At 71.2% G+C, this 24,564-nt stretch carries 19 protein-coding genes; 13 read left to right on the top strand and 6 right to left on the bottom strand.

All coding sequences use genetic code 11. The features are described 5' to 3' along the window. The first annotated feature begins 623 nt into the window (after positions 1-623). The 3 genes from C7C45_RS02645 (at position 624) to C7C45_RS02635 (ending at position 4,241) form a co-directional block, all read left to right on the top strand. Positions 624-1,808 (top strand): zinc-dependent alcohol dehydrogenase, encoded by a 1,185-nt coding sequence (locus C7C45_RS02645; RefSeq protein ID WP_110562007.1) that lies wholly within the window; start codon positions 624-626, stop codon positions 1,806-1,808. Between the two features lie 171 nt (positions 1,809-1,979). Continuing rightward, on the top strand, positions 1,980-2,984 hold the full coding sequence (locus C7C45_RS02640; RefSeq protein ID WP_110562006.1) for a serine hydrolase: 1,005 nt from the start codon (positions 1,980-1,982) through the stop codon (positions 2,982-2,984). 162 nt (positions 2,985-3,146) lie between these two features. Further along, a complete protein-coding gene (locus C7C45_RS02635; protein WP_110562068.1) occupies positions 3,147-4,241 on the top strand; it encodes an MBL fold metallo-hydrolase in 1,095 nt (364 codons plus the stop codon). A gap of 43 nt (positions 4,242-4,284) precedes the next feature. Here C7C45_RS02635 and C7C45_RS02630 read toward each other — a convergent pair whose 3' ends face one another. Continuing rightward, a complete protein-coding gene (locus C7C45_RS02630) occupies positions 4,285-5,796 on the bottom strand; it encodes a deoxyguanosinetriphosphate triphosphohydrolase family protein (protein WP_110562067.1) in 1,512 nt (503 codons plus the stop codon). 188 nt (positions 5,797-5,984) lie between these two features. Here C7C45_RS02630 and C7C45_RS02625 point away from each other — a divergent pair, with 188 nt between their 5' ends. From C7C45_RS02625 to C7C45_RS02615, 3 genes are all read left to right on the top strand, one after another. Continuing rightward, positions 5,985-8,498: a Tex family protein gene (locus C7C45_RS02625; RefSeq protein ID WP_244200207.1), complete on the top strand. Its 2,514-nt coding sequence runs from the start codon at positions 5,985-5,987 to the stop codon at positions 8,496-8,498. Positions 8,499-9,019: 521 nt separating this feature from the next. Then, positions 9,020-9,904, top strand: a complete 885-nt coding sequence (locus tag C7C45_RS02620) for an aminoglycoside phosphotransferase family protein (protein ID WP_110562066.1) — start codon at positions 9,020-9,022, stop codon at positions 9,902-9,904. 24 nt (positions 9,905-9,928) lie between these two features. Next, positions 9,929-10,396 carry a hypothetical protein gene (locus C7C45_RS02615; RefSeq protein WP_110562004.1) on the top strand — a complete coding sequence of 156 codons (468 nt, stop codon included), beginning with the start codon at positions 9,929-9,931 and terminating at the stop codon, positions 10,394-10,396. Here the strand turns inward: C7C45_RS02615 and C7C45_RS02610 are convergent. Continuing rightward, positions 10,326-11,273, bottom strand: a complete 948-nt coding sequence (locus tag C7C45_RS02610; RefSeq protein ID WP_110562003.1) for a DUF389 domain-containing protein — start codon at positions 11,271-11,273, stop codon at positions 10,326-10,328. The two genes, C7C45_RS02615 and C7C45_RS02610, sit on opposite strands and share 71 nt — an antisense overlap. 217 nt (positions 11,274-11,490) lie before the next feature. On the opposite strand from C7C45_RS02610, the gene C7C45_RS02605 reads away from it, so the two are divergent. The 6 genes from C7C45_RS02605 (at position 11,491) to C7C45_RS02580 (ending at position 18,144) form a co-directional block, all read left to right on the top strand. Further along, positions 11,491-12,519, top strand: coding sequence for a lipid II:glycine glycyltransferase FemX (locus C7C45_RS02605; protein WP_167454615.1), 1,029 nt, complete (start codon positions 11,491-11,493; stop codon positions 12,517-12,519). Between the two features lie 55 nt (positions 12,520-12,574). Further along, positions 12,575-13,204 (top strand): sugar transferase, encoded by a 630-nt coding sequence (locus tag C7C45_RS02600; protein ID WP_110562001.1) that lies wholly within the window; start codon positions 12,575-12,577, stop codon positions 13,202-13,204. Then, on the top strand, positions 13,189-14,052 hold the full coding sequence (locus tag C7C45_RS02595) for a GNAT family N-acetyltransferase (protein ID WP_110562000.1): 864 nt from the start codon (positions 13,189-13,191) through the stop codon (positions 14,050-14,052). The genes C7C45_RS02600 and C7C45_RS02595 overlap by 16 nt, the downstream gene beginning before the upstream one ends. Positions 14,053-14,090: 38 nt before the next feature. Beyond that, entirely contained in the window at positions 14,091-15,230 is a 1,140-nt protein-coding gene (locus C7C45_RS02590; protein ID WP_341866465.1) for a DegT/DnrJ/EryC1/StrS family aminotransferase, read from the top strand. 234 nt (positions 15,231-15,464) lie between these two features. After that, the gene (locus tag C7C45_RS02585; protein WP_167454614.1) at positions 15,465-16,748 is read left to right on the top strand and encodes a glycosyltransferase family 4 protein; all 1,284 of its coding nucleotides are present in this window, start codon (positions 15,465-15,467) and stop codon (positions 16,746-16,748) included. Positions 16,749-16,764: 16 nt separating this feature from the next. Continuing rightward, positions 16,765-18,144: a hypothetical protein gene (locus tag C7C45_RS02580; protein WP_110561997.1), complete on the top strand. Its 1,380-nt coding sequence runs from the start codon at positions 16,765-16,767 to the stop codon at positions 18,142-18,144. Between the two features lie 69 nt (positions 18,145-18,213). Here the strand turns inward: C7C45_RS02580 and wecB are convergent, their stop codons facing one another. From wecB to C7C45_RS02560, 4 genes are all read right to left on the bottom strand, one after another. After that, complete coding sequence (gene wecB / locus C7C45_RS02575; protein ID WP_110561996.1) at positions 18,214-19,338, bottom strand: non-hydrolyzing UDP-N-acetylglucosamine 2-epimerase; 1,125 nt, start codon at positions 19,336-19,338, stop codon at positions 18,214-18,216. Between the two features lie 30 nt (positions 19,339-19,368). After that, a complete protein-coding gene (locus C7C45_RS02570; RefSeq protein ID WP_110561995.1) occupies positions 19,369-20,493 on the bottom strand; it encodes a polysaccharide biosynthesis C-terminal domain-containing protein in 1,125 nt (374 codons plus the stop codon). Further along, positions 20,487-21,518: a polysaccharide biosynthesis protein gene (locus C7C45_RS02565; protein WP_280101364.1), complete on the bottom strand. Its 1,032-nt coding sequence runs from the start codon at positions 21,516-21,518 to the stop codon at positions 20,487-20,489. Before C7C45_RS02565 ends, C7C45_RS02570 begins: the two co-directional genes overlap by 7 nt. A 138-nt stretch (positions 21,519-21,656) precedes the next feature. Next, positions 21,657-22,955 carry a glycosyltransferase gene (locus tag C7C45_RS02560; RefSeq protein WP_110561993.1) on the bottom strand — a complete coding sequence of 433 codons (1,299 nt, stop codon included), beginning with the start codon at positions 22,953-22,955 and terminating at the stop codon, positions 21,657-21,659. A 386-nt stretch (positions 22,956-23,341) separates the two neighbouring features. On the opposite strand from C7C45_RS02560, the gene C7C45_RS02555 reads away from it, so the two are divergent. Further along, on the top strand, positions 23,342-24,556 hold the full coding sequence (locus C7C45_RS02555) for an O-antigen ligase family protein (RefSeq protein ID WP_110561992.1): 1,215 nt from the start codon (positions 23,342-23,344) through the stop codon (positions 24,554-24,556). The last annotated feature ends 8 nt before the right edge of the window (positions 24,557-24,564 follow it).

The following is a 24,564-nucleotide window of genomic DNA, read 5'->3' as shown; positions in this document are numbered from 1 at the left end:
TCCACTCCAGATCGCCGACATGGCGGTGTCCGGCCGCCTGGATAGCGCCATGTCGGCGACCCGGAGTGGATCATGGCCGCCGCCTTCGGCAGGGGTGCTGGCCTCCGAGCGGCTGCCTCGACAAAAGGGGCATAGGGCGCGAGTCCTGCAGCCGAGCTCCCACGGGACGAGTGGGCGGCCGGCGAGCGGGCGGGCGGCGCGCGGACGGGCGGGCGGGCGACTCCAGATCGCCGATGTGGCGGTGTCCGGCCGCCTGGATAGCGCCATGTCGGCGACCTGGAGTCGATCATGACCGCCACCCTCGCCACGGGGTGACGACCTCCGGGCGGCTGCCTCGACAAAAGGGGCATAGGGCGCGAGTCCTGCGGTCGCGCTCGCGCCGGACGGGCGGGCGGCGGACGGGCGGGCGGCGGCCATCCCGGGCTGGGGGCGACCGTTCCCGGCGCAGGGATCAAGCCTGACCGCCCGGAGCCGGGGACGGTCGCCCCCAGCCCCAACCGCAACCACCGACGAACCCGAGAGATGAGACCAGAAGGACCCCGCAACGCGACCCGGTTCAAGCGTCTGAGCCCGGGTAGCAGTCTCCCGAGACGGCCGCGAGAGGGCGAGAGGGGACGAGGGACATGAAGGCGCTGACCTGGCAGGGCAAGCGGGACGTACGGGTCGAGGAGGTGCCGGATCCTCGGATCGAGGAGCCGACCGACGCGATCGTGAAGATCACGTCGACGGCGATCTGTGGCTCGGACCTGCACCTGTACGAGGTGCTCGGGCCGTACCTGAAGCCCGGTGACGTGCTGGGCCACGAACCGATGGGCATCGTCGAGGAGGTCGGGTCGGAGGTGACCGGGCTCAAGCCGGGCGATCGGGTGGTGGTGCCGTTCAACATCGCCTGCGGCAGCTGCTGGATGTGCCGGCGTCAGCTGTACGCGCAGTGCGAGACGACCCAGGTCACCGGTGCGGGCAAGGGCGCGGCCCTGTTCGGCTACACCGCACTCTATGGTTCGGTGCCCGGCGGGCAGGCTGAGTACCTGCGCGTCCCGCAGGCCCACTTCGGGCCGATCAAGATTCCGCAGACCGGCGCTGACGAGCGTTACCTCTACCTTTCCGACATCCTGCCGACCGCCTGGCAGGCGGTGGCGTACGCGGACACTCCGCCCGGCGGCACTCTGGCCGTGTTCGGGCTGGGCCCGGTGGGCCAGTTCTGCGCCCGGATCGGCCGCCATCTCGGTGCCGGCCGGGTGATCGGGCTGGACCTGGTGCCGGAGCGTCTGGAGCTGGCCCGCCGGCACGGCATCGAGGTGCTCGACGTCCGCGAACTGTCCGATGTGCCGGGCGCGCTGATCGACCTGGTGGACGGGCGCGGCCCGGACGCGGTGATCGACGCGGTCGGGATGGAGGCGCACGGTTCGCCGGTGGGCAAGCTGGCCCACACCGCCGTGGGGCTACTGCCGGACAAACTGGCCCAGACGATGACCGACCGGGTGGGCGTGGACCGTCTCTCCGTTCTGCACGCCGCGGTCAAGGCGGTTCGCCGCGGTGGCACCGTGTCGGTCTCCGGCGTGTACGGCGGCGAGGCCGATCCGATGCCGCTGATGGAGATGTTCGACCGGGGCATCCAGTTGCGGATGGGGCAGTGTCACGTGCGCCGGTGGACTGACGAGATCCTGCCGCTGCTCGCCGGCGACGACGACCCGCTGGGTGTGGAGGACCTGCGTACCCACCGGTTGCCGTTGGCGCGGGCGCCGCAGGCGTACGAGATGTTCCAGAAGAAGGAGGACGGCTGCATCAAGGTCGTGCTCGAACCGTGAGTCGGGTGGTCGTGATCGTCGGTGCGGTGGGTGCCGCACTGCGCCGACGGTTCGGCTGACCTGTTCGGGACTGTTCGGAACGGTTCGGGGGCCATCGTGCATCGATCAACTCGCCTAGGGTGGTGGGCCAGCAAGCGCTCTGGCAGCACCACGATGGGGAGACGATTCATCATGCGACTGAACCGCAGAACGGCGCTCGGGTTGGGCACGATGGCCACCGCCGGCACGGTGTTGGGCGCTGCGGCCCCGGCGAGCGCCGCCGAGGCCACCGAGGCCGCGCCGACGACTCCCGCCCGGGCCGCCCGTCGGGTCGCCACCGTCTTCAGCAAGCACAGCGCCGAGGCCGGCGGCAACTGGCAGGCGTACGTCAGCGTGGCCGACCCGTCCGGCACGCCGGTGGTCTCGGTGGAGGCCGACGCGGACCGGCGGATCGAGGCGTACAGCGTCAACAAGATCGCGGTCGCCACGGCGGTGCTCGACAAGGTCGACCGGGGGCTGCTCACCCTGGACCAGCGGGTCGAGGTGACCGCGGAGATCGTCGTGCCCGGCGGGGACGGCATCTTCAGCCTGGACGGCGCGTACCCGAGCAGTGTGACCCTCGGGCATGTGCTGGCCACCTTCCTGACGGTCTCCGACGACACGTCGGTGCGGCTGTGCGGGCTGGTCTGCCCGGCCGCCGAGATCAACTCCATCCTGGTCGCCAAGGGTTTCCCGAACACCCAGGTCCAGTTGGTGGCCAACCCGAACCGGTACTTCCTCGGCACCAGCACTCCCCGGGAGACGCACGACCTGCTGCGGGCCCTGGTCGGCGGCACCCTGCTCTCCCCCGCCTCGACGACGTACCTGCTGGGTCTGCTGCGCTCCCCGATCGCGTTCACCGACGGCATTCGGCGCACCATGTCCTCCGACGAGCGGGCGCGGATCGCCACGAAGGCCGGTTGGTACGGCGACGCCCGGCACGAGGCTGGTGTGATCTTCGACCGGTCCGGCGCGGCGGTGCTCACCTACGCGCTCTTCGCCGACGGGCAGGCCAACCCGGAGGACTTCGGCGCCACCCACCCGGCGGTGCAGGCCCGGGCCGCCATGGGCCCCAAGTTCCTGGCCGCGGTGGACCGGATCGCGGGCGCGGGCAAGACGTTCCGGATCAACGCGCCGCGCCCCAGCAACGGCGGCTAGGGCCTGTCCCCGGGTCGGTCGCCGTTGGTGCGACCGACCCGGCGTGGCGAACCGCCCAAGCACGGGTTGGCTCGGGTGACTACCGTGTAGGGCGGACACGGCGGAGGGACGGCAATGGCGCGAGCGCAGAGCACGGACGTCGAACGGTCGCTCGGGCGGCGGATGCGGGGCGCGGCCGGGCTGGCCGCGTTGGCCGGCCTGGCGTGGGTCGCCCGAGATGTCCCGGCGGCGCTCGGTGGCCGGCTCAGCGGGGCCCGAGCCGAACGGGCGGCCCGCTCGCCCCAGTTTCGCGAGGGCACCTTCCACAACCAGGCCGGCACCCGCACGATGGTCGCCGAGCCGGGCCGCAACCTGCTCCGCGAGCTGATCTTCGGCAAGCAGAAGCGGCGTCCGACCGCACCCGTGCCGCTGCTGCGCCCCAGCACACCGCGGCCCGCCGACACCGCCGACGAGCTCAACATCGTCTGGTACGGCCACGCCTCGACGCTCATCGAGATCGAGGGCCGGCGGGTGCTGCTCGACCCGGTGTGGAGCGAGCGGTGCTCCCCCTCGAATCTGGTCGGCCCCCGCCGGCTGCACGAGCCGCCGGTACGCCTGGACGAACTGCCCCCGCTGGACGCCATCCTGATCTCACACGACCACTACGACCACCTGGACATGCCGACCGTGCGGGCGCTGCTCGCCGGGCAGTCCGCGCCGTTCCTGGTGCCGCTCGGTGTGGGCGCGCACCTGGACCGTTGGGGCGTACCCGCCGACCGGATCATCGAGCTGGACTGGTCCGAGTCGCACCAGGTCGCCGGCCTGGAGATCACCGCCACCGCCGCCCAGCACTTCTCCGGCCGGGGGCTGCGTCGCGACGGCACGCTCTGGAGCTCCTGGGTGGTGGCCGGGGCCCGCCGCAAGGTCTTCTACACCGGCGACTCCGGCTACTTCGACGGGTACGCGGCGATCGGCGCCGAGCACGGGCCGTTCGACGTGACGCTGATGCAGATCGGCGCGTACGACCGGGCCTGGCCGACGATCCACATGTTCCCCGAGGAGGCGGTCAGCGCCCACCTCGACCTGCGGGGCGGGCTGTTCGTCCCGGTTCACTGGGCGACGTTCAACCTGGCCCTGCACGACTGGTCCGAGCCGGTCGACCGGCTGTGGGCCGAGGCGAAGGCCCGCGACGTACGCCTCGCCGTGCCCCGTCCCGGCGAGCGGGTGGTGGTCGACGAGCCACCCGCCGTCGACGGCTGGTGGCAGGCCGTCGCCTGATCCTGACCGTCGCCTGGGCCAGAGCGGGCTCGCCTGATTCGGCTCAGAGCACGAAGGCGTCGGTCCAGAGGGCACCGGACCGGCCGGAGAGCGCGTCCAGCATGGCCACCGCCTGACCGTCGGTGAGCTGCGCGACGAAATCCACGATGGCCCGCCCCCGGGCTCGACCGATCCGGTCCGGGGTACGCGGGTGCAGCTCCGCCTCGGCCAACTCGACCAGGTCGTGCAGTCGGCGGGGTAGCCGCGACTCCTCCTCCGGGTCGAGCAGCCACTCCCAGAGCGCCTCGACCAGGGTGCCCAGCAGCCGGGCCTGACCACGCTGGTGCAGGGCGAGATCCGGCCGGGCCAGCACGAACCGGTGGTGGACGAACTTCAACACCTGGACCTCGTGCCACTGCGCGCAGCCCAGCAGTACGTACCCGGAGCGCACCGAGGGCTGGTCGGTCACCGTGATCGCCTCGACGAACCGGGTGGACCAGCGGGCGGAGAACCGTGCCACGTACTGCTCGGCCTCGATCGATCCGTCGAACGGCATCGCCAGCAGCCCGTCGACCAGTTCCTCGCGGACGTGCTCGACGGCGGCGGCGAAGGCGTCGTCGTCGGCGATCCAGGCGTCCTTGCGGTGCAGTTGACGACGCAGCCGCTCGATCGCCGCCCCGGGTCGGCGGGCCGCGGTGGCCAGCGCCGCGTCGGTGATCGCCCGGAGTTGCCCGCTCTCCCGCTGCCAGGCCATCAGCTCGGCGGAGACCGACCCCTGTTGGAGCACACCGACCCGGTAGAAGTCCTCCACGTCGTGGATGGCGTACGCGATGTCGTCGGCGGTGTCCATCACGGACGCCTCCACGGTCTGCTGCCAGTCCGGGATGCGACCCGCGAACGGCTCCCGCGCCTGCCGCAGGTCGTCCAGCTCGGTGCGGTACGCGCCGAACTTCGACGAGCCGCTCTCCGGGTCGTCCGGCGGCGGGGTGGCTCCGCGCGGCGGCGGGTCCATGGTGCGCGGGTGCGGGTCGGGGTGGTCCAGCCGGGTCCACGGGTACTTCAGCATCGCCGCGCGGACCGCCGCGGTCAGGTCCAACCCGGTGGTGGCGGCGCCCCGGATCTCGGTGCTGGTGACGATCCGGTACGACTGGGCGTTGCCCTCGAAACCGTCGGTGAGGCCGAGGCGTTGGCGGGCCAGCCGGTCCAGCACCCGCTCCCCCAGGTGCCCGAAGGGTGGGTGGCCGAGGTCATGGGCGAGTGCGGCGGCCTCCACCACGTCGGGGTCGCAGCCGCCAAGCTTGTCCAGCAGGTCGCGCGTTCGTTCGTCGGCCGTCAGCCGCTCGGCGACCGACCGGCCGACCTGGGCGACCTTCAGGCTGTGGGTGAGCCGGTTGTGCACCAGCAGGCCGGAACCGACCGGGCTGATCACCTGGGTGACACCGCCGAGGCGGGCGAAGAACGGCGAGCCCACGATCCGGTCCCGGTCGGCGCGGAACGGGTTGGCGGCGAGGTCGCCGAGGGCGCGGGCGCTGCCGCCGAAGAGCCGGCGGGCGCGCGGCTCCGCAGGTGTTTCCATGATCGCCACGCTAGCGCAGGCTCGCCGGGGCCGCCTCGGGGTCGCCCGGCCGGGCACGGCGGTTCAGCCCCGTCGGGCGGGACGGATCAACTCGGCCGGGCGCGGCGACAGCGCACCGGGCCGCCCGGCACAATGCAGGGCGGTACCCGCTCTGTGAAGGCGGATCGAGTCGAAGGCGGATCGAGATCGTGACCCAGTCTGTTCATCAGCGGATCGCCGACGAGCTCGGCGTGGCCGAGCGTCAGGTGCGGGCGGCCGTGGAGCTGCTCGACGGCGGCGCCACCGTGCCGTTCATCGCCCGTTACCGCAAGGAGGCCACCGGCCTGCTCGACGACACCCAGCTACGCACGCTGGAGGAGCGGCTGCGCTACCTACGCGAGCTGGACGAGCGGCGAGCCGCGGTGCTGGAGTCGATCCGCGGCCAGGGCAAGCTGGACGAGGCTCTGGAAGCGCAGATCATGGCCGCCGACTCGAAGTCCCGGCTGGAGGACATCTACCTGCCGTACAAGCCGAAGCGGCGGACGCGTGCGCAGATCGCCCGGGAGGCCGGGTTGGCGCCGTTGGCCGAGACGCTGCTGGCCGACCCCAGCCAGGACCCGCGGGCCACCGCCGCCGGGTTCGTGGACGCCGAGAAGGGCGTCGCCGACGCCGCGGCGGCGCTGGAAGGCGCGCGGGCGATCCTGATCGAGACGTTCGCGGAGGACGCCGACCTGATCGGCACGCTGCGCGAGCAGATGTGGTCGCGGGGGCGTCTGGTTTCCCGGGTACGCGACGGTCAGGAGACCGCCGGCGCCAAGTTCGCCGACTACTTCGACTTCTCCGAGCCGTACCCGAAGCTGCCCTCGCACCGGATCCTGGCCATGTTCCGGGGCGAGAAGGAGGGCGTGCTCGACCTGACCATGGAGCCGGAGGAGGCTGGCGAGGCCGACGCCGTTCCGACCGGTCCCACCCGGTACGAGGCGGCCATCGCCGGCCGCTTCGGGGTGTCCGACGCGGGCCGCCCGGCCGACCGTTGGCTGGCCGACACGGTCCGCTGGGCGTGGCGTACCCGGATTCTCATCCACCTCGGCGCGGACCTGCGGATGCGGTTGTGGCAGGCCGCCGAGGAGGAGGCGGTACGCGTCTTCGCCACCAACCTGCGTGACCTGCTGCTGGCCGCGCCGGCCGGCACCCGGGCGACGATGGGGCTGGACCCGGGCCTGCGGACCGGCGTGAAGGTGGCCGTGGTGGACGCCACCGGCAAGGTGCTCGCCACCGACACCATCTACCCGCACGAGCCGCGTCGGCAGTGGGACGCGTCGGTCGAGACCCTGGCCCGGCTGGCCGGGGCCCACGGGGTGGAGCTGATCGCGATCGGCAACGGCACCGCCTCGCGGGAGACCGACAAGCTGGCCGGTGACCTGATCGCGCGACACCCGCAGCTCAACCTGACCAAGGTGATGGTCTCCGAGGCCGGGGCGTCGGTCTACTCCGCCTCCGCGTACGCCTCGCAGGAGCTGCCCGGGATGGACGTGTCGCTGCGCGGCGCGGTCTCCATCGCCCGGCGGCTCCAGGACCCGCTCGCCGAGCTGGTCAAGATCGACCCCCGGTCGATCGGGGTCGGGCAGTACCAGCACGACCTGTCCGAGGTGAAGCTGTCCCGGTCGCTGGACGCGGTCGTGGAGGACTGCGTCAACGCGGTCGGGGTCGACGTCAACACCGCTTCCGCGCCGCTGCTGACCCGGGTCTCCGGGATCGGCGCCGGGCTGGCCGAGAACATCGTGCTGCACCGGGACGCCAACGGGCCGTTCCGGTCGCGTACCGAGTTGAAGAAGGTGGCGCGGCTCGGACCGAAGGCCTTCGAGCAGTGCGCCGGCTTCCTGCGCATCCCCGACGGCGACGACCCGTTGGACTCCTCCAGCGTGCACCCCGAGGCGTACCCGGTGGTGCGCCGGATCCTCACCAGCACCGGGCAGGACCTGCGTTCGGTGATCGGTAAGAGTGGGATCCTGCGCGGGTTGCGAGCCACCGACTTCGTCGACGACCGGTTCGGCCTGCCCACCGTCACCGACATCCTCGCCGAGTTGGAGAAGCCGGGCCGTGATCCTCGCCCGGAGTTCCGCACCGCCACCTTCGTCGAGGGGGTGGAGAAGATCAGTGACCTGGTTCCGGGCATGGTGCTCGAGGGTGTCGTCACCAACGTGGCCGCGTTCGGCGCGTTCGTCGATGTCGGGGTGCACCAGGACGGTCTGGTGCACGTCTCGGCGATGTCGCGCACCTTCGTGAAGGACCCCCGCGAGGTGGTCAAGTCCGGTGACGTGGTCAAGGTCAGGGTGCTCGACGTGGACGTACCGCGTAAGCGCATCTCGCTGACCCTGCGCCTGGAGGACGAGCCGGCCGCCACCGGTGGTGGTGGTCGGACGAGCCAGGAGGGGCGCGGCGGCCCGGCGCAGCGCGGACCGCAGGACGGTCGCGGCGGGTCCGGCGGTCGCGGCGGGCAGGACGGTCGCGGCGGGTCCGGCGGTCGCGGCGCCGGCCAGAGCGGGTCCGGCGGCCAGGGCAGGTCCGGAGGCCAAGGTGGGTCTGGCGGTCGCGGCGGCAGCCAGGGTGGGTCCGGCGGTCGCGGTGGTCAGGGCGGACGGGGCGGGCAGCAGCGGCAGGGCGCTCCGGCGCCGGCCAACGACGCGATGGCGGAGGCCCTGCGCCGCGCCGGATTGGCCTGATCCGTCAGGTGGCGTGAGGAGGCGCCCGGGATGCCCCCTGAAGGGCGGTCATCCTCGGCGCCTCCCGGGCCCCGGGGGCGATGACCGACTCGTCGGGCTCTTCAGCGGCCGCTGTCGAGCTGCCCCACGAGTGGGGCAAGGCCGACCGAAACACCCTCAGCCACCGCACCCCAGCCAGCCACCCCACTTAACGGCCCGGGCAGGCAGCCCGGGCAGGCGACCCGGGCAGGCGACCCGGGCAGGCGACCCGGGCAGGCGGCAGCGAGACGGTCGAGCACGGTGTAGATCTTGGACAGTTTCCGTCTCGCGCGGACGGAAACTGTCCAAGATCTGGAGTCGTCAGCCGTTCACGGTGGGCCTGGCCCATATCTGGGGCAGCTCGACAGGGGGCGTTCTGGCCGAGTGCCACCGGGCGCACGGCCCCTTCCGTGACCGTGTCGGGCTGTGGCGGGACGTCGGCGGCGGGCGGGCGAATCGGCTCGCGTGCCGGTGGGACTCTAGGTAATGATCTCGTGGTGCGGATGCATGTCGACCAGGTGGACGTGAGCGCGGACGTGGTCGCCGCGTTGGTGGCCGAGCAGTTTCCGCGGTGGCGGGCGTTGCCGGTCCGCCCACTCGCCTCGGCCGGCACGGTGAACGCCCTGTTCCGGCTCGGCACGGAGATCGTGCTGCGGTTTCCGCTGCAGCCCTCCACCGATCCCGAACTGCGCGCCGAGCTGCGACAGGAGCAGGAGTACGCCGGGCTGCTCGCCGCGCACCTGCCGGTCGCGGTGCCCGAGCCGCTCGGCCTCGGTGAGCCGGGGGCGGGGTACGCGGGGCCGTGGACGGCGTACCGATTCATCCCCGGGGAGACCGCCCAGCTCGACCGGGTCGGCGACCTGGACACCTTCGCCCGCGATCTTGCCAGCGTCGTGACCGCCCTGCGCGGCATCGACACCGGCGGTCGGGCCTGGCCGGGGTCCGGCCGGGGTGGCCCGCTGGCCGCCCAGGACGCCGGAGTCCGGTCGGCACTCGCCCTCAGTGGCGGGTTGACCGACACCGCCCGGCTGGCCGAGGTGTGGGACCGCTGCCGGGACACCCCGGGGCACGATGCCGCCGCCGTGTGGGTCCATGCCGACCTGATGCCGGGCAACCTGCTGGTCCGCGACGGCCGGCTGGCCGCGGTCATCGACCTGGAAACTGTCAACGTGGGCGATCCGGCGGTGGACCTGATGCCGGCGTGGAACCTGCTGGACGCCGGGGCGCGGGAGACGTACCGGCAGGCGCTGGGCGTGGACGACGCGACGTGGGAGCGGGGGCGCGGCTGGGCCCTGATGCAGGCGATCAATGCGCTGCCGTACTACATCGAGACGAACCCGGTGATGGCCGGCATCGCCCAGCACACCCTCCGGGCCGTACTCGACTGATTCGGCTCGCGTACCGTCGAAGTCGTGAGTGCGCGGGACGGCCGGGAGTGGCGGGATCAGCAGCGGCAGGCGGTGCGGGCACACGCCGACGCGGCCGCCCGGCAGCGGGCTGCCGAGCAGGCGCAGGCGGCGGAGCTGGTGGCCTGGTTCGTGGCCGAGGCGACCCGGCGCGGGCTGCGCACAACCCGGTTGGTCGCGCGGGGCTACGACGGGCGCGGGCGCTACCGCACCCGACTGAACGGCTGGTACGTCGACCGGGCCGAGACGCGGGCAGTGGACGTGGACGGCCGGTTCCACCTGCTGACCGTGCCGGGCGGCGTGCGGGCCCGACTGTTCGGCGTCGACCCGCAGGCCAGTCCGGCACCGCTGGTCATCGGGGCGGGTGGCCGCGACGGCGAGTCCATCCCGTTGCGCACCCTGCTCACCCGGCTGCTGGACGCCGGGTCCGGCGAGCCAGGTTCCACCACCAGGCCTGCTGCACCAGGAGCGTGAGCAGCCCGGCGAGGACGATCGCCGACAGGTTGATCACGAGCTGGAGTGCCGAGCCGCCCGCCTCGTCCCACACTCCGTAGGCGGCGGCCACGGCCACGTTGGCCGCGGCCGGCACCGTGGTCACCGAGATGAGCACCCCGACCAGGCTGCCCGACTTCTTCGACGTCAGGGAGAGCATGCCGGCGACGCCGGCGAGCAGGCCCACCACCCAGGACAGCGCGTCCGGCCGCCAGATGAAGTCGGTGAGCGGCCGAGCGGCGAGCAGCATCTCCTCGTTCACCAGGCCGGCGGCGGTCAGCGCCCAGGTGCTCAGCACGGTCGCCACCATGGCCGCCAGGAAGCCGACGGTGAGTGCCTGCACGGACTTGCCGATCACGTCGAGCCTGCGGCGCCACAGCGCCACGCAGAGCGCGGCGAGCGGGCCGAACTCCGGTCCGACCACCATCGCCCCGACGATGAGGATCGGCTGGTCCAACAGCACACCGATGCCGGCGATCATGGTGGCCACCACGAGCAACACCAGGTAGGTGCCGGACAGTTCGGTCTGTTCGCCGGTCTTCGCCGCGATCTCGTCCCAGACCACCGCGTCGGCGCCACTGCCGGGGGCCTCCTCCGCAGCCCGGTCGGCCGACGCGGAGATGGTCAGCTCGACGTCCTCGGCGGCGATACCGCCGCGCGCCTCCACCCCGAGCTGCTGCAGGCTCCGCAGAACGCCGTCGGCGCTCTCGCGGACCACGTCGCAGAGGATCAGGTCGCCCTGCGGTTGCCGCGCCGCACCGGTCAGCACGGCCAGGTGGGTCACCCCCGGCTCAGCGGTCAGCAGGTCGACCACCTCCGCCGACCGGTCCACCGGCGCGATCACCCTCAGGTGCAGCACTCGTTCTCCCCGTGGTCGGCGGCAGGCGGATACGGCCGGCTGCACTCTAGCCCGCTGGTGGCGCGAGGCTACGGCACAGCCTGTGGAGCGAGTGGTCGAAGCACGGAAAAGGGGGCTTAAGTCCCGACAAAGGCGAACCCGTCGTCACTCTTGTTCGTTGAGCCTCCCGGAGACCGGCGACGGGAGGGCAATGAGCAGTCGAGCGAGGATCTCAAGCTTGACCGACGCCCACTCGCCACCCGATGACCACTGCCCGGACGTCTACTTCACGCGAGGCTACGGCTCCGCGGCCGCCACGGCAGAGGGTGCCACCTGGCGCATGACCCAGTGCGACGACGACGTCCTCGCCCCCTTCCTCCAGCGACGCATCGACGAGCAGTGGTCCGACGGGATCAGTCCATACGGTTATGCCGGCATCCATGTCGGGCCGTCGCGCGGCCGAGGGGACCTGGAGAAGATCTGGCCGCAGCTTCTCGACTGTTGGCGTGCGGCCGGCCTCGTATCACTCTTTCTTCGATTCTCACCGCTCGACACTCGTTCGGCGGAGTTCGCCAGCACGCTGCCAGGATTGACCTTCGCGTGGCAGGGTGAAAACGTCGTGGTGCCGGTCGACCAGGGCCCCGATGCGGTGTGGAAGCAGCTCGACGGGCGGGCTCGAACGGCGATTCGGAAGGCCGAGCGCGTTGGCCTGACCGCCGAGGTCCGCTATGTCGACCCGGCCGACCTGAGCCCCGGCAGCCACTTCCGTCGGCTGTACGAGCAGACCATGACGCGAATTGGCAGCGCCCCACGATACTTCTTCACCAATGCCTACTACCAGGCGCTCCTTGCCGGCCTCGACAAGAATTTGCTGGTCGCCGAGGTACGAGACGAACTCGGCGTGCCGATCGCGTCGGCGTTGGTCATGCGACACCTGGGGCTGGCGCATTACCACCTCGCCGGGTCCGCTGCCGAGGCTGGCCGGCACGGCGCGAACAATCTCCTGGTCTGGTCGATCCTCCGCTGGGCCGCCGAGAACGATTGCCGGCGGGTGCACCTCGGCGGGGGCATCAGCGCCCGCGACGACGACAGCCTGCTGATGTTCAAGCGCTCGTTCGGCGGCAACCGGGCACCATTCTGGACCGCCTCCCTCGTGATCAACGAGGACGCGTACGGCCTGCTCGTGGAAGCGGCAGCAGCACGTAGCGGGCGGCCGGCCTCGACACTGCGCGACTCCGGTTGGTTTCCCGCCTATCGCTCGACCTGAACCCCGACAGCACACGTACGAAAGCAACGACGACGGTTAACACGAGGACAGGTCGATGATTATGCAACGTCGGGTGAAGCGGTTGCTGGACATAGTGCTTGCCCTGCTGATCCTGATCCTGGCACTACCAGTCCTCCTGGCCGCTCTGCTGCTGGTCCGGATGCAACTGGGTGCGCCAACTCTGTTCGTTCAGGAACGCACCGGCCGGTGGCAACTCCCCGTCCGAATCTTCAAGATCCGTACGATGTCCGACGAACGTGACGCCGCTGGCAATCTGCTGCCGGACGGGCTCCGGTGTGGCCCGCTCGGTCGCGTGCTGCGTCGCCTGAGCATCGACGAGTTGCCCCAGTTGGTCAACGTCATCAGGGGAGACCTCAGCCTGATCGGCCCGCGACCGCTGCTCCCTCGCTACGACGCCTGGTACACGGAACGGGAGCGGCGACGCTTCGACATGCGTCCCGGAATCACGGGGCTCGCCCAGATCCACGGCCGTAACAGCGTCGTCTGGGACAGGCGCCTGGCACTCGACGTGCAGTACGTCGACGAGTGGAGCCTCTGGCTGGACCTGCGCATTCTCGCCGCGACCGTCACCATGGTCCTCTCCGGAAGGGGCGTGGCGGTCGACCCGAGTGCCGAAATGCTCGATCTGGACAAGGAACGAGGAGTGAAGTGCGTCTCGACCTGACGGCCATCGAGGTCGACACGCTCGACGATCCCGACGATCCGAGCCTCCTCGAGGCGACGGACCTGCTGGCGTCCTCCGTGCCCGAGACCTGCCTCGGGCTGGTCGCGTACCACGCGAGCGGCTACGGGTCGTTCCTGGCCGCGGCGCTGACGCCTCCGGCGGATGCTCGTACGTTGATCCTGCGCGCCGTGCGCGGGCCAGACGGCCTGCGAGCCGTGGCCGACTGGCGGCTGCTGCCGGGACACCTGCTCCTCAACGGGATCGCGGTGCGGGAGGACGAACGCGGCCGCGGCCTGGGCACCCGCCTACTCAACGACGGACACGACCTTGCCGTACGGCTGGGTTGCCGGGCGCTGCTGCTCGACGTGTCCCTCGACAACCCCGTCGCCCATGGGCTGTACCGGCGCCACGGCTTCACGGAGCTGACCCACTCCAGTTGGCGCGAGGTCGTCGGCGTGCGGGCTTCGACGCCGGCCCCCGTCCGGTTGGTGAACTGGCCGGCCTTCGCCGCGCACCACACCGCGTACGGCTTCGGTGACCTCACCGTCCGGACCGCGCTGGGTGCGGAGATCGACCTGAGGGTGGTCGGCACGGCCATCCGCGTCCCGGCCGCGCCCGACACGGCTGCCCTCGCCGCCGCCATCGGCCCGCTGGTCGGGATCGACCGCTGCTTCTCGGCAGCGACCCGCGCGGATGGACACCCGGCGGACGCCGGCCCGGAGCTGGCGCGGTTCGTCAGAATGCGCTGCGAGCTGGCGTCGACCGACACGCCGGAAGTCGGCGTAATGTCGACACAAACCCCCCTTATTGGCAAAGATGACGAAACTCTCCGCAGATCGGCTCGTTGACTGCTGGTAGGCGACCGACCTGCTGCGAGGAGTTCTTCATGCCCATGCGTGCGCCCATCTACCTGTCCCCTCCCGACGTGGGACCGGCCGAGGAAGCCGCGGTCCTACGCGCGCTGCGCAGCGGTTGGGCGACGCCGTTCGGTCCGGAGGTGGACGCCTTCGAGCAGGAGGTCGCCCAGCGGGTAGGGGTGCCGTACGCCCTGGCACTCAATTCGGGCACTGCCGCGCTGCACCTCGGCCTGCTCTCCTGCGGCGTGGGGCCGGGACAGATCGTGCTGGTGCCCACCGTGACCTTCGTGGCGACCGCCAACGCCGTGCTCTACACCGGTGCCACTCCGGTCTTCGTCGACTGCGACCTGGCCACCGGCAATCTGGACGTCGGTCTGCTGAGTGAGGTCGTCGCCGACCTGCGCAGGGCGGGACGACGGATCGGCGCGGTGATGCCGGTCGACATGTTCGGTTCCTGCGTCGACTACGACCCGCTGCTGGATCTCTGCCGGGAGGCGGAGCTGCGCATCGTCGAGGACTCGGCGGAGGCACTGGGTTCGACGTACCGGGGGCGCTGCGCCGGCTCCTTCGGAGACGCCGGGGTGTTCTCCTTCAGCCACAACAAGATGATCACCACGTCGGGCGGCGGGATGCTGCTCTCCCACGACGAGCAACTGATCGCCCAGGCTCGCCACCGCGCCAACCAGGCGCGCATCCCGGCCCAGCACCACGAGCACGACGAGGTGGGCTTCAACTACCGGCTGAGCAATGTCCTGGCCGCGATGGGCCGGGCCCAACTGGCCCGGCTCGACGAGATGACCGCCCGCCGGCGCCGACTGCGGGAGCACTACTCGAAGCTGTTCGCCTCGGTCGACGGCGTCGAGGTGCTGTCCGAGGGCGACCCGGGCACCAACTGCTGGCTCACCGTCATCGTGGTGGACCCGAAGCTCAGCGGCTGGCACGCCGCGGACCTGGCCCAGCATCTCGCGCAGGCCGCCATCGAGACCCGGCCGGCCTGGAAGCCGATGCACCGGCAGCCCCTGTTCGCCGCTGCCGAGGCACGGCTCACCGGTGCGGCGGATCGGCTCTTCGCCCAGGGGCTGACCCTGCCCAGCGGCTCGTCGCTCGACGATCTGCAGATCGACCGGATCACCGCCGAGGTGCAGGGCTTCCTGCACCAGCACTCGTAGCCACGACGGACCGCGCCACCGGTCGGCCTCCTCGACGACCTCGTCGACGGCGCGCACCCGGCAGGCCCGGCGACTCCGCCTGCCCTTGAATCCCGACCTGGTCCGCGCTGACGTCGCGTCCGGCAGCGGACCCACGCGAAGAGAAGAGGGAACGTCATGGGTGACCTCGATCAAGGCGATCAGGTGCCAACAGGTTCGGCGTCTGGCCCCGCTCGACCGTCGAAGGGTCCGGACGTGAAGAGCGACCGGCGCGACCGGGTCACCCTGGTGAGCCAGTGGTTCCCTCCGGAGCCCGCCGCCCTCGCCGAACGTTTCACCTCGTCGCTGCGCCACCAGGGCTTCGACACCGATGTGCTCACCGGCGTGCCGAACTACCCGAGGGGCATCGTGTACGAGGGCTACTCGGCGCGGCGCCGCAGCCTTGAGGTGCAGGACGGGATGCGGGTTCTCCGCACGCCGCTCTATCCGAGCCACGACCGGTCGGCGCTCGGCCGGGTCGCGAACTACGCGAGTTGGGCGGCTTCCTCCTCGCTGCTCGGCGCCAGCGTGTTGCGGGACACGGACGTGGCTCTGGTGTATTCGTCGCCGGTGACCGCCACCGCGGCGGCCATGATGGCGAAACTGCGGTGGCGGACGCCGTACGTGACCATGGTGATCGACCTGTGGCCGGACAACGTGTTCGCGACCGGTTTCCTCACCGAGGGGCCGACCCGGCGCATCGCCGAGGCGGTGCTGACCCGCTTCACCGACCGGACCTACCGGTGGGCCGACCACGTGACAGTTCCTACGCCGGGGCTACGGGACATCGTCATCGAGCGGGGCGTACCGGCCGAGAAGGTTTCGCTGGTCTACATCTGGGCCGACGAGAAGATCATGCAGCCGACCGAACCCGAACCCGGTCTGCGGCAACGCCTGGGTCTGACCGACGACGACTTCCTGCTGATGTACGGGGGCAACCTCGGCGCGGCACAGCGACTCGACGTCGTGGTCGACGCCATGGCACGGCTGCGCGACACACCGGACGTGCACCTCGTCCTGGTCGGCGACGGTGTGGAGAAGGACAGGCTGGTCGCCCAGGCGACGCGCGATCGGCTGGGCAGCGTCCACTTCCTCGATCCGGTCCCGCCGGATCGCATGGCTGCCCGCATGGCGGTCGCCGACCTCAATCTGATCTCCCTCGCGGACGAGCCGCTGTTCCGGATCACCCTGCCCAGCAAGACCCAGTCCATCCTCGCCTGTGGTCAGCCCATGCTCGCCTGCGCGCCCGGTGACGTGGGGCGCATCGCGCGAGACGCCCAGGCCGGCTTCGCCGCGCCGCCGGGAGACGCCGAGGCCCTGGCCGCGGTGATCCGGTCGGCCCGGGCCACGCCACGGCACCGACTGCGGGCCATGGGCGAGGCGGGACGCCAGTACTACCTGAACCACATGAGTGAGGCGAGCAACGCCCCGGTCCTCGCCGACCTGCTCGCCACTGCGGCCCGGCGGGGCAGGATCGCGCGTGGGAACAGGAGACGGTGATGGTCCGGGGCGAGCGGTGAGAGGTGCGGGCGACACGCAGCCCGGCTCGTTCCGGTGGTCACCACCGTTCGGCGAGGCACCGCCGCCGAGGCGCCGTCGCCCGCGCCAGATCACATCGTCGACCCGGCACTCGCTGGTCGCCTCCTCCACGAACCTGCTGAACGGGCTGCTGAACGCCGCCCTGCTCGCGTGGAGCGCACGCCACGGCCAGACCGACGAGATCGCGGCGTACGTCGCGGTCACGGCGGCCCTGTCCCTGGTGGCCATCGTCGTGGCCGGCGGCTCTCCCCTGCTCTACATCAGCGGGGATGCCGAGCAGCGCCGGGCGGTGCGCAGCCAGTGGGTGTTCGTGACACTGCCGTGCCTGCTGCTCGGCACCGTCGCCATCGGATCGTTGTACAGCCGTTCCGGCTACGAGTGGCCGACCATGCTGTCGATCGCCCTGGTGGCCATCGGCAACCACCACGCCAACTTCCAGCTCGGGGATCTGGCCCGCGAACTGCGGTTCGTCAGCACCGCGGTGGTCGTCTGCGGGTGCAAGATCCCGGCTCTGGTGCTGATCGCCCTCGGGGGGCACCTCAGCAGCGCGCTGCTGACCGCGGCGCTCATCCAGTTCCTGGCCGCCGAAGCGTTCCTCGGGAGACGATCCTGGCTGCGCCCCCGCTTCCTGGCCGAGTTGTCACCGCGGCGAGCTTTCTCCGCGTTCCGGATGAACCGTCACCTGTTCACGTACAGCATTGCCGAGTACTGGGGTGGGCGGATGACGACGGTCCTGCTGTCGCTGCTGGTCACACCGCAGGTGATGGGGGCGTTCGGTGCGGTGTTCAGCGTGTACCAGGCGCAGACCGGTGTGCTGACCGCCGCGCTGCGGGTGTCGTTGGTCGGGCGGGTACGACGCCGGCAGGGCCTCGGGAACGTCAACGAGGGTCGACAGGGGGAACGGTTCGCCCTGCTCGGCGCCCTGGTGATCGCGGTGGTGAGCGCCGTCGCCGCCCCGTGGATCGTCGGCGATCTGCTCCGACTCCCCCCGCACGGTCCGGCGTTGTGGCTGGTACTCCTGGCCGTCGCACTTCCCTTCCTGACGCTCGTCCGGGCGGTGACGCTGAATCAGATCGGCGACGCGAGGTACCGGCAGGCGACCCGGATCATGTTGCTGAACGCCGCTCTGATCACCCCGCTGGCTCTCGCGGCGGTGCCGCTGGCGGGTCCGACCGGAGCGGCCACCGCCACCCTCGCCGCCGAGGTGCTCACCGGCGCGGTGCTGGGCCTGGCCCTCCTGCGCCGGCAGGGCCGGCTGTCGACGTGGTTCTTCGGGCCGGCCGACGGGTCGGCGACTGGTCTGCCCGCGGTTCCGCAGATGATCGGCGCGTCGGCGCCGGGCGAGACCCGCGGCTGACCCCGCAGCCGCGACAACGGCCGGGTTCGGTCGTGGCGACCGAACCCGGCACGGTGACGTACGGGCGGATCAGCGCCGGATGCCGGCCCAGTCGTGGTGCCGGCGGACGGTGGAGAGGATGAAGTCGACCACTCGTCGTGAGGTGTCGGGGACCTGGTAGTCGGCCGGGCAGGGAACGCCATCGGCGGCGACCTGGTCGACCACCACCCGGATCGCCTCCAGCACGCCGTCCGGGTCCAGCCCGGTCATCACGATGCCGCCGGCGTCCAGCGCCTCCGGGCGTTCGATCGACTCTCGCAGTGTCACCGCCGGGAACCCGAGAATTGCCGATTCCTCGCTGATGGTGCCGCTGTCGGAGAGGGTGCACCGGGCCCGGCTCTGCAGCCGCACGTAGTCGAGCAGCCCGAACGGCTCGTGGAAGGCGATGCCGTCGAGGGCGAGCGCGTCCTCGGTCAGCGCCTCCAGCCGTTTGCGGGTACGGGGGTGGGTCGACACCAGCACCGGCAGCCCCCAGGTGTCCCGGACCGCCCGCAGGCAGTCCAGCAGTCGACGCAGCCGGTCCGGTCGGTCGACGGTCTCCTCCCGGTGGGCGCTCACCACGAAGTAGTCGCCGGCGGTGAGCCCGAGCTGGTCGAGGATCGTGGACCGTTCGACGCCTTCCCGGTAGTGCTCCAGGACCTCCCGCATCGGGGAGCCGGTGTGCAGGATCCGACGGGGGTGCAACCCTTCGGCCAGCAGATTGCGTCGGGCGTGCTCGGTGTAGACGAGGTTGAAGTCGGCGACGTGGTCGACCATCCGCCGGTTGGTCTCCTCCGGCACGTTGAGGTCGAAGCAGCGGTTGCCCGCCTCCATGTGGTAGACCGGCACCCGCATGCGGCGGGCCATCAGCGCGGCGATGCAGCTGTTGGTGTCGCCGAGCACCAGCAGGGCGTCGGGGCGCACCTCCTCGATCGCCTGCTCCATCCCGATCAGCACCCCGCCGAGCACCCGACCGAGCGAGGACGTGTCCACCCGGAGGAACCGGTCCGGTTGGCGCAGCCGCAGCTCGGTGAAGAAGACGTCCGAGAGGGACCGGTCCCAGTTCTGGCCGGTGTGGACGAGGACGTGGTCCACGGTCCGGTCGAGCCGGTCCAGGACCCGGGCCAGCCGGATGATCTCCGGCCGGGTGCCGACCACCGTCATTACCCTGGTCATACCACTCCCTCCGTCACGCCAACCCCTCCGTCATGCCAGTACCGCCGGGACCGGCTCGACCGCCTCCACCCGCTCCGGATAGGTGTCGGGGCGGGCCGGGTCGAACAGCTCGTTGACCCAGAAGAGGGTGAAGAGTTCGTCCGACCCAGTGTTGACGATCTTGTGTGCCCACATGGTCGGCATGTCCACCACCACGGGTTCATCCCCGCTGACCTGGAACCGGACCACCGTGTCCTCGCTGACCCGCCGCAGGCTGATCTCGGCGCTGCCGCGCAGCACCACGAACCGCTCCACCTTCGCCAGGTGGAAGTGCTCACCCCGGGCGATGCCGGGACGGGTGGTGGAACAGAACGTCTGCCCGGCCGTCCCGTGCGCCCGCACCGCCTCGACCAGCTCACCGCGTGCATCGGTGTGCCGGGGCAGCGGGAGCGGGTAGTGCTCCGGAAAGCACTGCGACCGGTAGGTGTTGAACAGCCGCACGTCGTGTCGGTCGACCAGGCGCGGGATCTCCCCGTTGCGGTAGATGTCGGCGAAGGCGGCCAACCGGTTGGCGAGTTCGCGTACGCCGATCCGCAACATCGGCATCGACGGGTCCCAGGAGCCGTCCGCCGGGACCCCGAGCAGCCGGGCTGCGGCGTCGGTGACGTGCACCAGCTCCATCTGCCGGTCCTCGTGCACCTGCGGCGTACGACCCTCGGCGAGCAGTCGGCAGAACGTGGCCACCACCGAGTTGTAGTGCGGCCGGCCGTGTTCGCCGTACAGGTTCGGCAGCAGTACGTCGATCAGGTCGGGTCGCGCCGCCGCGAGGGTGGCCGCGGCGACGGCCTTCGCATCGCCGTACGGCGTGCAGTTGCCGGCCTGCACCGAGTTGGCGAAGACGACCGCGCCCGGCGGTGTGCCGCACCGGCGCAGCCCACGGGCCAACGCGGCGGCGAGGTCGACGTTGGCGGTGGCCACCTCGACCGGGTCGCCCCGGTTGACGCCGGCCAGGTGCAACACGCGGTCGACGCCGTCCAGCCGGGCGGCGAGCGCCGCCTCGTCGAACAGGTCCCCACGGCTGATCACCACCGGCTCGGGCCACCCGAGCGCCCGGGCCAGGACACGCACGTGCCAGCCGAGGAAACCCCCGGCGCCGGTGACCGCGAGCCTCAGCACGACAGCACCGGGTCGCGCAGCGCCAGCTCGGCCCGGATCTCGGGCAGCGTCTGCAGCAGCTGCACGATCTGCGGTACGTCCAGCCGCCGCGCGTTCGCGGAGTTGAACTCCTCAGCAGGCGTCTCGCCCAGGCCCCCCTCGGAGACGTAGAGCGCGTAGTTGAGATCCCGCGCGTCGACCGGCACCCGGTAGAACTCGCCGAAGTCCTCCGCCTGCGCCAGCTCCTCGCGGCTGGCGAGGGTCTCGTGGTGCTTCTCGCCGTGCCGCACGCCGATGGACTCGATCTTCGACGGCGCGTCGAAGAGTTCGCACACCGCCTCGGCGAGGTCGCCGACGGTGCTCGCCGCGGCCTTGCGGATGAAGATGTCCCCGGGCCGGGCGTGCTGGAACGCGTGCTCGACCAGGTCGACGGAGTCGGCCAGGGACATGAGGAACCGGGTCATCGTCGGGTCGGTGACCGTCGGGGCGCGGCCGGCCTTGATCTGCTCCACGAAGAGGGGGATCACCGAGCCGCGGGAGTACATGACGTTGCCGTACCGGACGCAGGAGACGACGGTCCGACTGCGCGGGTTGTTACGGGCGTACGCCTGGGCCACCTTCTCCATCAGCGCCTTGCTCATCCCCATCGCGTTGATCGGGTGCACGGCCTTGTCCGTGCTGAGCACCACGACCGAGCCGACCCCGTTGCGCTCCGCGGCCTCGATGACGTTGCCGCTGCCCAGGATGTTGGTACGCACTGCCTCCAGCGGAAAGAACTCACAGGAGGGCACCTGCTTGAGCGCGGCGGCGTGGAAGACGTAGTCGACGTCGCGGGTGGCGCGAAGCACCGAGTCGGCGTCCCGGGTGTCGCCGACCAGGTAGCGCACCCGGTCGTCCCCGAGTTGTCGCCGCATGGCGTCCTGCTTGGCCTCGTCCCGGCTCAACACCCGGACCTCGCCGACATCGCCGTCGAGCAGGCGACGGGTCATCGTCCGTCCAAAGGATCCGGTACCGCCGGTGATCAAGACCCGGCAACCGGCAGGCACAGCGCTCACAACCACTCCGTTCGTTCATGATCAAGAAAAAGTCCGGCGCTGGGATGGCCGGACGCACTCGCTCGGGTCAACGAGCTATCGAACCCCGGGTCGTGGCAAAAATTGCATTCCAGGCAAACGGTCCACTGGTCAGCGGTCGGATCGGCCGGCGACAGCGCGAGACTCGGTGTCCCGGCCGGTGCCGGACCGCTGCGCCGTCATCGCGTGCGGGGCGGACCCGTCGACGAGCCCGGCCAGGAAGCCACGCATCCGTTGACCCTGCACGGCACGGTTGCGGGTCTGCACGACGAAGTCGCGTCCCGCCGCTCCGAGGGCCGCGGCCTCGACCGCCGGCATGCCGAGAACCCGCTCGATCGCCGCGCGCAGCCCCGCGGCCGTGTCCGTCGCGGCGTAGACCAGGTACGGCCGGTAGTCGTCGGGGATGCCCGGCAGGATCGTCGACACCACCGGCACGCCGTTCGCGAGATATTCGATGATCTTCGAGGGGAACGAGTACGGGACGAAGTACTGGTCGACGGGGCGGGGGTTGACCAGCACCGCCGCGCCGGCCAGGCGTTGCCCGAGCCGGGCACGGTCGAGCAGTTGCGGTGGGGCGATCCGCGGGTCGGCGGACACCTGCTCGCGGAGCCACGGTTCGAGTTCGCCGCGACCGAAGACGGACAGCCGCAGGTCGGGGTCGGGCAGCCCACGAAACGCTTCCACCAGGCGGTCCACCCCGTACGCGTGGCTCAGTCCGCCGGCATAGATGATCTCGCGGGTTCCGCTGTCGGCCTGCGGTCGAGGGCCGCCCACCGGTGGCGGGGTGCAGATGCCCTCCATGATGAGCCGGGGGCGCCCCGGGGCGAAGTCCTCGGCGAGCGGAAGCGTCAGGGCGATCACCCCCGAGCAGCGCTTCAGGGCCGCCCGGACCAGCGCCACGTCGAGCCCGCGCAGCAGCCGCACCGCACGCCCCTCCCCCGGCTGCCCCACTCCCGGGGGGTCGGTGAGGATCGGCACCACCGCAATGCCGCGCAGGCGGGCCAGCGCCAGCCCACACCAGAGGAACGGCGTGTGCACGCCGTGGACCAGGAGGACGTCGACCGGCTCCCGTCTGGTCGACCGACCGCCGTGCCACCAGGCGGAGAAGAACCGGCTGAGGTGCTTGATCCCCAGGACGTTCAGGAAGCCGAGTTGCTGGCCGTCGACGCCGTCGTGGTGGAACCGGCTGGCGCGAAACCGGAGCCGACGGTTGCGCGGGTAGTTCGACACCGGCGCGGCGGAGAGCAGACGTACCGCGCATCCGGCGTCGCGCAGGCCGTTGACCACGGCCCAGGCGAAGGTGTGGGTCTGGGTGGCGTGCGTGGCGTCACCGGCCATCACCCGCCTCAGCACGTCGTCGGGCAGGGTGAACCCGAGCAGTGCGACCCGCAGGATCCGATCGTCGGACATGGCGACACTCCCCCGGGGCAGAGCGGTGCGTCCTGCACGACCGCCTCGGAGCAATAACCCTTGGCGACGGCCGATGGTTATGCAGGCGGAGCCGTCAGACCAATCAGGAATGTGCGCCTTTTCCATTTTGATGGGTTGCATGGCCTTATGGTGGTTTGACGGCGGGCTTGAGGAAGGCGACGAATGTTGGACAGGACGACGACCGTGGCGACGCTCGCGACGATCCCGGGACGGCTGAGGTGACAGCGGTCCTGCCCGTTCGCGAAGGACGCCACGCCCTCACGCCCTCCCTGGCCGGGGCCCGCGCCGCGACCAGCCGGGCCGCCGGACGCCACCCGGTCGGGGCAACGCCCGCGCCCGGGGACCAATCCCTGACGGCGCGGCACATGCCCGGGCTCGTGGTCGTCTGCGCGATCGCCTTCGCCAGCCAGTGGGCCACCAGCGCCACGAACCGCTACGGCGCCGCCGCGGCCGTGCTGGCCATCCTGGTGAGTGGTCGGACTCCTCGGCTCCTCCCACCCGACCTGCTGGCCGCCGCCACCGGGCTGTGGGTCTGCGTCACGCTGTTCTGGGCGGCGGACTTCGACGCCGCGACCCGCATGGGCTATCTGTACGGGACGGCCTGCGTCATCTTCATCGCCGTCCGCCACGTCGTCCGCACCCGTCTGGCGCTCTTCGCGGTCGGCTACGCCTTCCTGGCCGGCTGCGTCGCCACCACCGTCAAGCTGATCGACAATCCCATCCCCAACTCGCTGAAGGCCCGCGACTCGGTGCTGGACTTCTCGATCCGGTACGGCATCGAGGGAGTCAACTACAACTACACCGCGTACAGTCTCGCGGCCGGCGTCGCACTCGCCGGCATACTGCTGCTGCTACGTCCCTCGACGAAGATCGAGATGCTCGGCATCGCCGCGGCGGCGGCCGTCCTGTTCTGGGGAGTGATCCTCACCGGGACGAGAGGCGCGCTGATCGCGATCGTGGTCGGTCTCGGCTACCTGCTGTTGAGTACGGTGGCGGCGCGGCTGGCCCGGGCGTTGGCTGTCGTCGTGGTGCCCATCGTCCTCATCGGGGTGCCGCTCGGTCTCTACCGGCTGCTCGGCTCCGAGATGCTCTGGCTCGACGGCTACTTCGCGGGCCGGGCCACCGGGGACCTGTCCGGACGGCTGTACATCTGGCCGTACGCGTTGTCGTCCTGGGGCGAGTCACCACTGCTCGGCATCGGCCCCGGCATGTTGACCGCCACCGGCGACCTGCAGGTGGGAGCGCACAACCTCCTGTTGAGCGTGGGCAACGACCTGGGGTTGATCGGGGTACTCCTCTACGCCGGGGTGCTCACGTTCGCGCTGGTCGGTCCCTTCCGGCATCCCACTCCCACCTGCTTCCGCGTGGCGGGCGTCTTCCTGGTCAGCCAGACGCCGATCTGGTTGACCGGCCACTGGGAGGTCTCGCCGGTGTGTTTCGTGGCCCTCGCGCTCGTGTCCGTCACACCACTGGCGTTGCGCTCTCCGGTGGCCGAGAACGACCCGAAGACAGCGCCGCCGCACGCCGCCCGGACGGTGGGACGGGTCGGCGCCTGGCCACACCCGGTCGGGCGTCCCTGAGCGGGGTG

It is taken from the genome of Micromonospora arborensis, from assembly GCF_003205615.1.
GTDB lineage: Bacteria > Actinomycetota > Actinomycetes > Mycobacteriales > Micromonosporaceae > Micromonospora > Micromonospora arborensis.
This window is presented reverse-complemented; position numbering and strand designations above follow the sequence as displayed.